The sequence below is a fragment of the Lentzea indica genome (genome assembly GCF_012184385.1).
GTDB classification, from domain to species: Bacteria; Actinomycetota; Actinomycetes; order Mycobacteriales; family Pseudonocardiaceae; genus Lentzea; species Lentzea indica.
The window spans coordinates 23,469-32,313 of record NZ_VSRL01000086.1 but is presented as its reverse complement, the minus strand read 5'-3'; the positions used below and the strand labels follow the sequence as shown (position 1 = coordinate 32,313).

At 67.6% G+C, this 8,845-nt stretch carries 10 protein-coding genes; 1 reads left to right on the top strand and 9 read right to left on the bottom strand.

Going from position 1 to position 8,845, the window contains the following annotated elements; translation table 11 throughout:
* Positions 1-95: 95 nt before the first annotated feature.
* The 3 genes from FXN61_RS23410 to FXN61_RS23400 all read right to left on the bottom strand — a co-directional run bounded on the left by FXN61_RS23410 (position 96) and on the right by FXN61_RS23400 (position 3,255).
* Positions 96-752, bottom strand: a complete 657-nt coding sequence (locus FXN61_RS23410) for a hypothetical protein (RefSeq protein WP_167976187.1) — start codon at positions 750-752, stop codon at positions 96-98.
* Positions 753-838: 86 nt separating this feature from the next.
* Positions 839-2,113: a DNA polymerase IV gene (locus FXN61_RS23405; protein WP_167976186.1), complete on the bottom strand. Its 1,275-nt coding sequence runs from the start codon at positions 2,111-2,113 to the stop codon at positions 839-841.
* Positions 2,114-2,148: 35 nt separating this feature from the next.
* On the bottom strand, positions 2,149-3,255 hold the full coding sequence (locus FXN61_RS23400; RefSeq protein ID WP_167976185.1) for an amidohydrolase family protein: 1,107 nt from the start codon (positions 3,253-3,255) through the stop codon (positions 2,149-2,151).
* Between the two features lie 12 nt (positions 3,256-3,267).
* Between FXN61_RS23400 and FXN61_RS23395 the strand changes: the two genes are divergently transcribed.
* Complete coding sequence (locus FXN61_RS23395) at positions 3,268-4,578, top strand: type I glutamate--ammonia ligase (protein ID WP_167976184.1); 1,311 nt, start codon at positions 3,268-3,270, stop codon at positions 4,576-4,578.
* Here FXN61_RS23395 and FXN61_RS23390 read toward each other — a convergent pair.
* From FXN61_RS23390 to FXN61_RS23365, 6 genes are all read right to left on the bottom strand, one after another.
* Positions 4,559-5,071 carry a sigma-70 family RNA polymerase sigma factor gene (locus tag FXN61_RS23390; protein ID WP_312877939.1) on the bottom strand — a complete coding sequence of 171 codons (513 nt, stop codon included), beginning with the start codon at positions 5,069-5,071 and terminating at the stop codon, positions 4,559-4,561. The two genes, FXN61_RS23395 and FXN61_RS23390, sit on opposite strands and share 20 nt — an antisense overlap.
* 209 nt (positions 5,072-5,280) lie before the next feature.
* Entirely contained in the window at positions 5,281-5,958 is a 678-nt protein-coding gene (locus FXN61_RS23385) for an RNA polymerase sigma factor (protein ID WP_167976183.1), read from the bottom strand.
* Between the two features lie 102 nt (positions 5,959-6,060).
* A complete protein-coding gene (locus tag FXN61_RS23380) occupies positions 6,061-6,627 on the bottom strand; it encodes a sigma-70 family RNA polymerase sigma factor (RefSeq protein ID WP_167976182.1) in 567 nt (188 codons plus the stop codon).
* An 85-nt stretch (positions 6,628-6,712) separates the two neighbouring features.
* Complete coding sequence (locus FXN61_RS23375) at positions 6,713-7,429, bottom strand: class I SAM-dependent methyltransferase (protein ID WP_223165558.1); 717 nt, start codon at positions 7,427-7,429, stop codon at positions 6,713-6,715.
* Entirely contained in the window at positions 7,426-7,995 is a 570-nt protein-coding gene (locus FXN61_RS23370; protein ID WP_167976181.1) for a sigma-70 family RNA polymerase sigma factor, read from the bottom strand. Before FXN61_RS23370 ends, FXN61_RS23375 begins: the two co-directional genes overlap by 4 nt.
* A 97-nt stretch (positions 7,996-8,092) precedes the next feature.
* Positions 8,093-8,812, bottom strand: coding sequence for a class I SAM-dependent methyltransferase (locus FXN61_RS23365; RefSeq protein ID WP_167976180.1), 720 nt, complete (start codon positions 8,810-8,812; stop codon positions 8,093-8,095).
* Positions 8,813-8,845: the final 33 nt, after the last annotated feature.

The window sequence follows — 8,845 nt, the reverse complement described above, 5'->3', positions numbered from 1 at the left end:
TGCGGTGAGAAGGGTGTTCAGGTCGGTCGTCACAAACTGATCTTGAACACCCTTCGTCCGTCTGCAGCCACCGCCCGGACTTAGGACTTACTCGTCTAGCTGATCGCCAGCGGGACGCGGGTCTGAGGGACCACTGGCGGGCGGTCCATCACGGCCAGTTCCAATTGGCGGGCCGGGGATTCGCCCAGGAGTTTGCGGGCCAGGGTCGTGCCCTTGCGCGGGGCGAGGGCCAGTTCGGCGCGTAGGACTTGTACGCCTACGAAGTGGCACACCTCCTCGATGATGGCCTTGGTGTCGGCGATGGAGCGGGTGCGGCGGATCGCGTCCACGGCCGCGCGTTCCAGGGGTGCTACGTGGAAGCCTCGGCGGATCGCCGGTTTGGGGAGGCGGTCTGTGCGTTCCAGGCGCAGGGTGGCGTGGCCCCAGGCTCGGGAGTGGCGTGGGGCCAGCACGTGGATCGCGTCCGCTGAGGGGAGAACGGATCTCATGCCGTGCAGGTACAGGGCGTCGAAGGCGGTGAGCATGGAGCGCTCGCCTGCGTAGAGGAGGGCCGCCTGCACCAGTTGTTCCCGGGAGGGGCCGGCCCGGGACAGCAGGAAGACGCCGGGGAACAGGCGTTGCCACGGGCCGCCTGGGCGGGATCGTTGGTCGATCAGGGCCGAGGACAGTCCTATGTGGATCAGGGCTGCCACGGGGGCTACGCGGTGGACGAAGAGGGTGCCCAGAGCTTCGAGGTCGATGGGGTGGCGCATGGGTTCATGGTGCGCCGGGGAGGCCGGGGGAAGGTTGGGTCAACTGGGAAGTTGTGGACAACTCTCGGGTTGTGGACAACTCGCGATCACTCAGGCTTCGGTTCGAACTCGGCTGTCCTTTCTGGACTGTCGCTCAGCAGCGACGCCGGGCGGACGGCTAGCGAGCCGAAGCGGGAACGGGCCTGGTCAGCGGCTTGCTCGGCTTCGCGCCAGCCGCGTTCTGGGGCGTCGAAGATCAGTTGCCGGGCGGAGTCGGCGTTGTCAAGACCCTCTATTCGGACGCCGATCAGACGGACCGCGCCGGGTGGGACCTGGGTGTCGAGCAGCTCGACGGCGGTGCGGTAGACCTCCTGGGTCACGTCGGTCGAGACGGGCAGCGTCCGCGATCGGGTGATCGTCGTGAAGTCCGAGAAGCGGACCTTGATCGACACCGTTCGGCCGCGCAATCCCTTCGCGCGCAACGAACCCACTGAGCGCTCGGACAACCTCAACAGCTCGCGGCGCAACAGATCGCGGTCGTAGTGGTCGACCTCGAAGGTCTCCTCCGCGCCGATCGACTTCTCCCGCGACGTGGGCACCACCGCACGATCGTCGACGCCGGCAGCCAAAGCGAACAAGTGCTCCGCCAGCGCAACACCGATCATGCGACGCAAACGAGGAAGAGGCGTGGCGGCGACGTCGCCGACGGTCTCCAAGCCCAGTTGTTCAAGGCGCGCAGCGGTTTTCGCGCCCACACCCCACAACGCGGACACCGGAAGCGGATGCAGGAACTCCAAAGTGGCCGAAGCCGGCACGACCATCATGCCGTCGGGCTTGCACATGCCAGAGGCGAGCTTCGCGAGGAACTTGGTCGATGCCACGCCGACAGAACAGGACACACCGTGATCAGCGAACACCTGAGACCTGATCAACTCCCCCACGCCACCCGGTGTCAGACCCAATCGGCGAAGAGCCCCGCCGACGTCCAGGAACGCCTCGTCCAACGACAACGGCTCCACCAGCGGCGTGATGTCGCGGAAGATCGCCATGACCCCGCGTGAGACCTCCTGGTAGAGGTCGAACTGCGGTGACAGGTACACGGCATTTGGGATCAACCGCCGCGCGTGAGCGGTCGGCATCGCGGAACGCACACCGTACTCACGCGCGAGGTAGTTCGCGGAACACACGACGCCACGCCCACCGACACCGCCGACGACGACGGGCACGGAGGCGAGCTCGGGACGTTCGCGGATCTCCACCGACGCGTAGAAGGCGTCCATGTCGACGTGCAGCATGCGGCAGCCCGTGTCATCAGGCCAGACGCCGTCACGAGCACGGAACCGGTCGCGCAGGCCGCGTGGCAGGTTCGCACTGCGACCCATGAACACCCCTCTCGAACGTCAGTTCGAGCAAAATCCTACAGTTTGTACACACGCGACGCGTTCTCCGACGCGATGAGTCGTGCGATCCGATGCGCGTCCTCCTCGAGAAACGCATCGCGCCGCAGCCCGTCGGCCAGGAAGTCCGACAACGCGCGACGGAACAGCAACGCGCCGAGGTAGTACAACTCGGGCAGACCGAACGCGTCGGACGAGAACAAGAACTTGCCGTAGGGCACGATCTCGAGCGCCTCACCCAACACCCTCGACGCCTGATGCCCCAGCCCGTGGGTGGCCAGGCCGAGATCGCAGAACACGTGTGGGAACACCTGCGCGAGATACCCGGCCTGCCGGTGGAACGGGTAGTTGTGCAACAACATCACCGGCACGCCCAGCCCCGAAGTCGCGCGCAGGAACGGCGTCAACAACGACGGATCGCAACGGTGCAGATCGATGTCCGAGTCGCCGTAGCCCACGTGGAACTGCAACGGCAGCCCGGCGTCCATCGCCTCCCACGCCAACCACGAGATCACCACCGGGTCCTTCAACGGCCCGGGGTTCCACGTCTGCCAGACGTACATCGCTCGCAACGCCTCGTCCTCAGTCGGCCGCTCGCCGCTGATCGCCAGCCCCATCCGGTACGCCGCAACGGACTTCGCCCCCACCACGGACGGAGACCGCAGACGCAGCCGCAGCTGGTAGAGGAACTCGTTGGTCGTGGCGGCCGTGGACAGTTCCTCCGCGAGGTGCTCCAGCCGCACGATCTCGCGCGCCTCAGCCCCGGCCAGCGACGCAAGCTCTGGGGCCGACAGCAGCCGATCAGGCTGGAACCCGCCGTCCACCAGGAAGGTGTGGATCCCGGACGCCATCAGGAACGTCCGCGACACCTCGGTGATGTGCAGCGAATTCCGCCGTTCGAGGTACGCCTCGGCCGAAGCGTGCCGGGGCAGGTCCAACAGCGGGGCACACCACCGCCGCACCGCGAAGCCGAGCGCCGAGTCGAAGAAAGACCCGCCCAACGGCGAGACAGCGTCAGCCTCCAGCAACAGCGACTCGAACTCTTCACGCGTGCTGTCGGTGCGCAGCACGCCGTGGCAGTGGTGATCTATCAGCCCGAGTTCGGCGACGAACGGCAAGATGCCCATAACCTTAGGATCGTGGACTCTGCGGAACGGGACCAGCGGTTCGACCGGGCGACGGAACTCTTCGACGGGCTCAACGCCAGGGAAGTGAGCGTCGTGGCCCTCACCTGGGTCGACAACAGCGGCATCACGCGCACCAAATCGGTGCCTCTGCGCAGACTGGCACACGCGGCAGCACACGGCGTGGGCGCGTCACCGGTCTTCGACGTGTTCCTGTTCGACGACTGGATCATCCAGGGCCGGTTCGCCGGCGGCCCTGTCGGCGACCTGAGGTTGCACCCCGACCTCGACCGCCTCACGGTGCTCGCCGGCCAGCCGGGCTGGGCGTGGGCGCCCGCCGACCGCCACTTCCAGAGCGGCGTCCCGTACCCGATGGACCAGCGCCTCCAGGCCCGCAAGGCACGGCAGAACCTCGCCGACCGTGGCCTCACCGCCAAGGCCGGCTTCGAGATCGAGTGGTGCGTCGGCAAGACCGGCACCGACGACTGGGTTCCGGCGACGAGCGGCGCCGCCTACGGGCACGCACGCCAGGTCGAGCTGTCCGACTACTGCGTCGACCTCCTCAACGCCCTGGACCAGCAGAACGTCGAGGTGCTCCAGTTCCACCCCGAGTACGCCGCCGGCCAGTTCGAGGTCTCCACCGCGCCTGAAGACCCGCTCGCGGCGGCAGACACCGCTGTACTCGTGAGGGAGACCATCCGCGCCGTCACGATGCGGCACGGCATGCGCCCGTCGTTCTCGCCCAAGGTGATCAACGGCGGCGTGGGCAACGGCGGCCACCTGCACCTCAGCGTCTGGCGCGACGGCACGAACCTCTTCGCCGGCTTCCAGGACGAGGCGAAGCAGTTCACCGCGGGCGTGCTCAATCACATCCGGGCGTTGTGCGCCATCGGCTGTCCCTCTCTCGCGAGCTACCTCAGGCTCGTGCCGCACACGTGGTCAGCACCGTTCGTGGCGTGGGGTGAGGAGAACCGCGAAACTTCACTGCGCCTGATCCAGGACAACCTGGAGATCAAGTGCTTCGATCTGACCGCGAACCCGTACCTCGTCGTCGCGGGCGTCATCGCGGCCGGTCTGGACGGCATCGCCACCCAGGCATCCCTGCCGGAGGGCCTCAACGTGGACCCGGCGCTGCTGGACGGCATCCCGCGCCTGCCCACGTCCCTCAAGGAGGCCGTCGAGGAGTTCGAGAAGGACACGGTGCTCACCGAGGCGTTCGGCAACGAGCTGGCGGGCACGATCGCCGACGTCCGGCGCGGTGAAATGGAGCGGTACAAGGACGCGAGCCCGCAGGGAATCGCCAACGTCACCCGCTGGCGCCACTGATCTCCTTGCGCAGCCGTGCCAACGCCCGGTGCTGAGCCACCCGCACCGCGCCGGGCGTCGAGCCCACGGCTTCCGCCGTCTCCTCCGCCGACAAGCCCACCACCACACGCAGCACCACGATCTCTCGCTGCTTGTCGGGCAGCACGCGCAGAAGCGCCGCCATCTGGTCGGACAGCTCCCCCTGCATCGCCCGTTGCTCGGGCCCGGCTGCGGTGTCCATCGACTCCGGCAGCTCGGACACGGCCTCCGCGCGGTTCCTGGAATGGCTCCGGAAGGAGTCAGCGACCTTGTGCGCGGCGATCCCGTAGACGAAGGCCAGGAAGGGCCTGCCCTGCTCCCGGTAGTTCGGCAGCGCCGTCAGCACGGCCAGACAGACGTCCTGCGCCACGTCGTCTGCCGACGCGTACGACCCAACGCGCGCACGGCAGTACCGAACGACCAACGGCCGGATGGTGCCGAGGAGCCGTTCGATGGCGGCTCGATCACCGGCCACAGCACGCGCTACGTGGTCCTCGGCCGCCTCAGGGCGCTTCGAGTAGTACGCGGGTGCAGGCGGGTCGACCGGCCCCTGATCGCTCGCGGTCCGCTCCACCAGCGCGTCAATGGTGCCCGCTGAAGCCGAGACCGGGCCACCGACGGACGAGCGCTGAACGGCTTCAGCGGGAACCTTGCGATGCAGGCCGGGTGAGAACTCCACGCAGATCACCGTTCCTCGTCTGGACGCCGGCGCATGGCGAGCCGCGCCCGCCGGATCCGTCCCTCGACCGCGCGCGGGGTGAGTCGCAACAGCTCAGCGATCTCCGCGTGCGAATAGCCCTGGTCGTGAAGGAAGAGCAACCGCTTGCTGTCCTCGCTCAACGTCGCGAACGCGGCGTTGGCCGCCTGCTGCTCGATGACCGCGTCCTCGGGAGTCCCCTCGGTCACGACGTGCTCGAGCGAGGCGAAGGTGTCCACCAGCTGCACGTCCTGCCAGCCGCCCGCCCGCGTCTGCCAGCGCCGGTAGACGTTCGGGAACGCCAGCACGCAGGCGTTGACGAAGTACTCGGTCAACGGCTGCCCGTGCTCGACCGACCACTGCCTGCCGAGCAACCCCCGGTCACGGAAGTAGACGAATCCCTCGAACACCGCGTCGCTCGCCAGCTCCTCGGCCTCCTGCGGCGAGATGTCCTGCTGGTGCAGGTAGCGGCCGTGCCGCCCACAGCGGGAGAACACCGCGCCGGACCGCACGAGCTTCGTAACGATCGTGAGGCCGTGTCCGAGAAGCTGACGGTGGAACTGGTCCCAGCGCGGCCCGGTGAGCCCTGACTCGCGGAAGTGCTGCACGAGCACTCCGTCGATGCGCAGCCGCTCGGCGGCAAGCGCTGAGTCCGAACTTCCCATGCCCCCTGGTCCCTATGTCGGAGTCTTCCTGCCTCTAGGTATGTCGTTTGGGTGCGTCGACCCCACACACCTAGCCCGACTAATAACAAATGCAAACGAATGTCACCCGATCGGGACACTCAGAGCGGCAATTTCCTTCCGCAGGCGCCCGAGCGCGCGGTGCTGAGCGACCCGAACGGCACCCGGCGTCGAGCCAACGGCCTCCGCCGTTTCCTCCGCCGACAGACCCACCACCACGCGCAGCACGAGAATCTCGCGCTGCTTCTCCGGCAGGAGGCGCAGCAGATCGCCCAAGCTGCCGTTCAGTTCGACCTGGAGGGCGAAGTCCTCGGGCCCGGCGCCTCGCACGGGCTGATCGGGCACGTCGGCCATCGGCTCCGCACGGTTACGAGCCAGCGCCCGATGCGCGTCGGCGACTTTGTGCGCCGCGATGCCGTAGACGAACGCCAGGAAGGGCCTGCCCTGCTCCCGGTAGTTCGGCAGCGCCGTCAGCACAGCCAGACAGACGTCCTGTGCGACGTCGTCCGCGGTTGTCGCGGAACGCCCAACACGTGCGCGACAGTACTTCACCACCAGCGGTCGCAGGTAGCGAAGTAGCTGGTCAGTGGCCCTGTGATCGCCACGCACGGCCAGGCTGACCAGTTCCGCGGATAAAGCCGAACGCTCCATTCGAAGTGTCCCCTCGTCGACGTCCCGGAGAGGAGACGTGCGACACGTCACTCCTTATGCGGAAAGTAGGGAGAAACTTCAAACGTCACCCGTTTGCAGCAACCATCAGCGGTTGGTAATAGGCATGGAGCAACCACTCCACGTAACCGAAACCGGCGCGTTCCGCCAATTCGGTGATTTCATGACGGGTAATCGCCCAATATCGTGCCTTGCCCACCACGACGCGCCACGAGTCGGCTTCGTGCAGCTGGAACATCTCCAGCTCGTACTGATCGCCGTCCCAGTGCCACAGCTGGAACCACACGACGCGACCCGGACCGACCGACGGCGCCGTCGACAACGGCCGTTCGCGCCGAATCTCGTCGTAGTCGCGCGTCGAGATGATGAGCCGGCCGCCAGGACGCAGCACACGACGCATCTCACGCAACGCCGAAAGCACATCATCAGAGGTCAGCAGGTGAGGCAGCGCGTTGTCGGCAGCCAGAACCACGTCGAACGAAGCATCAGCGAACGGCAACGAACGCATGTCCGCCGCCGCAGCGGGCAAAGAGACACCACGTGCAGAGGCCTCCACAACGGCCCGAGAGACCGCCACAGGGCTCAGATCGGCACCCACGACCTCATAGCCGCGCATGGCCAGTCCGATCGCCTGCGTACCGATGCCACAAGCGCAGTCCAGAACGCGCGCGCCAGGGGGAATGAACTCGGAGAGCTGCGCGGCCTGCCGGGCCATCGACGCGTCCCAGTCCGGGAACATCAGGTCGTACGTCCCGGCGAGCCCGTCGTAGAAGGCGCCGGTCAAATCAGCTCCTCGACCCCCACGGACGACCGCAGCTTCGCCAGCGCGCGGTGCTGAGCCACCCGCACGGCACCCGGCGTCGAGCCGATCGCCTCGGCCGTCTCCTCCGCCGACAAGCCGACCACGACCCTCAGCAGCAAGATCTCCCGCTGCTTGTCCGGCAGCACCCCGAGCAACTGGCCCAGCCGCACCGACAGCGATCCGAGCAGCGCATTTTCCTCAGGATCGACGGCCTGCGACGGTCCGTCCGGCACCTCGGCGACCGGCTCGGAACGGTTGCGCGCCGACACGCGGTGCGCGTCCGCGACCTTGTGCGCGGCGATGCCGTACACGAACGCCAGGAACGGTCGTCCCTGCTCACGGTAGGAAGGCAATGCCGTCAGCACGGCCAGGCAGACCTCCTGCGCCACGTCGTCCGCCGACGCGTACGCCCGTTCATTGCGACCGACGCGCGCGCGGCAGTACCGCGACACGAGCGGGCGAACGGACGCGAGCAGCCGTTCGACGGCACACCGATCACCCGCGACAGCCTCGTTCACCAACGAGGCCAGCAGGTCGGAGCTCTCCATGGCGTCGGTCCCCTACGTCGGCTGCAGACACACTATCTCTCGCCGCGAAGTCGTTTGGGACCACTTATCAGGACCGAAAGTCCCTGGTGCAAACGCTTCAGGCGGTACGACGGGCGAGCACGTGCAGCCGGGCGGCCACGTCGCGCAGCGGAGACCGGGTGGCAGCGGCCAGTTCCAGCTCGGCGAGCGCGTCGGCGGCACCCGGATTCGAGTCCAGCACGACGCCGGGCACGAGATCGGAAACGATGCCATGACCTTGCAGGAGCTCGACGGAAAGCCCCGCCTCGAGAACCAGCTTCTCAAGACCTGGGACGTCGAACCGGCGCTGCAACGGGTCACGCGTGCCCGCCAGCTGACCGGCGTCGTCGTCCAGCAACCTCCGTGCGTCGACGATACGGCCGGCGATCGCGCGGTGCAGGATCGCCGCGAACCTGTTCGCGACCAGCACCGAAACCGCACCACCAGGCGTGACGGCGGCAGCCAGCGCGGACAGCGCCGCAGGGGCGTCGTCGACGACCTCCAGCAGACCGTGCGCCAGCACCAGATCCGCCTCACCAGCGGGAACACCCAACGAGTCGGTGTCGCCCTGGACCGCGTTGATCGTCACGCCGGCCTCGCGAGCACGGGTGTGCAGCGTGGCCAGTGCGTTCGGCGACGGCTCCACGACCGTGACCGCGCACCCCGCCGCGGCGAGAGGCACGGCCCAGACACCGCTGCCACCGCCAACGTCGAGCACGCGCGGCGGTTCTCCACCTCTGCGCGCGCGTGCGGCGGCCAATTCGGCGTCGAGCACCCTGTGTACGGCGTCCGGTCGCATGGCACACAGAGTAGGAGACCCTAGAGTAGGTCT